Raw genomic sequence first — 334 nt, 5'->3', positions numbered from 1 at the left:
AATTACCAGGACTTGTCTTATAATACCGCATTGTATATAGACTTGTCGGGAAATATAAGCATTGGAACGACTAATCCTCATGAGTATAAACTAGCAGTTGCCGGTAATATGATTGCAGAATCTGTCAAAGTAAAACTTCAATCCCAATGGCCTGATTATGTATTCCACTCATCGTATAAAAGACTCTCTCTTAAGAGCTCGAAGAGTTCGTTGCAAGGGAACAACATTTACCGGAAATGCCGGCAGCAGAGGATGTGAAGGAAAATGGGATTGATCTTGGAGACATGAATTCGCGGCTTCTGAGAAAAGTGGAGGAGCTTACGTTGTACCTCAT

At 41.0% G+C, this 334-nt stretch carries 1 pseudogene; it reads left to right on the top strand.

From position 1 onward, the window contains the following. Positions 1 to 258: pseudogene (locus DDR33_RS26850) on the top strand (hypothetical protein); the annotation flags it as partial. Between the last annotated feature and the right edge of the window lie 76 nt (positions 259 to 334).

The organism is Pararcticibacter amylolyticus, assembly GCF_003130405.1.
GTDB lineage: Bacteria > Bacteroidota > Bacteroidia > Sphingobacteriales > Sphingobacteriaceae > Arcticibacter > Arcticibacter amylolyticus.
This window is presented reverse-complemented; position numbering and strand designations above follow the sequence as displayed.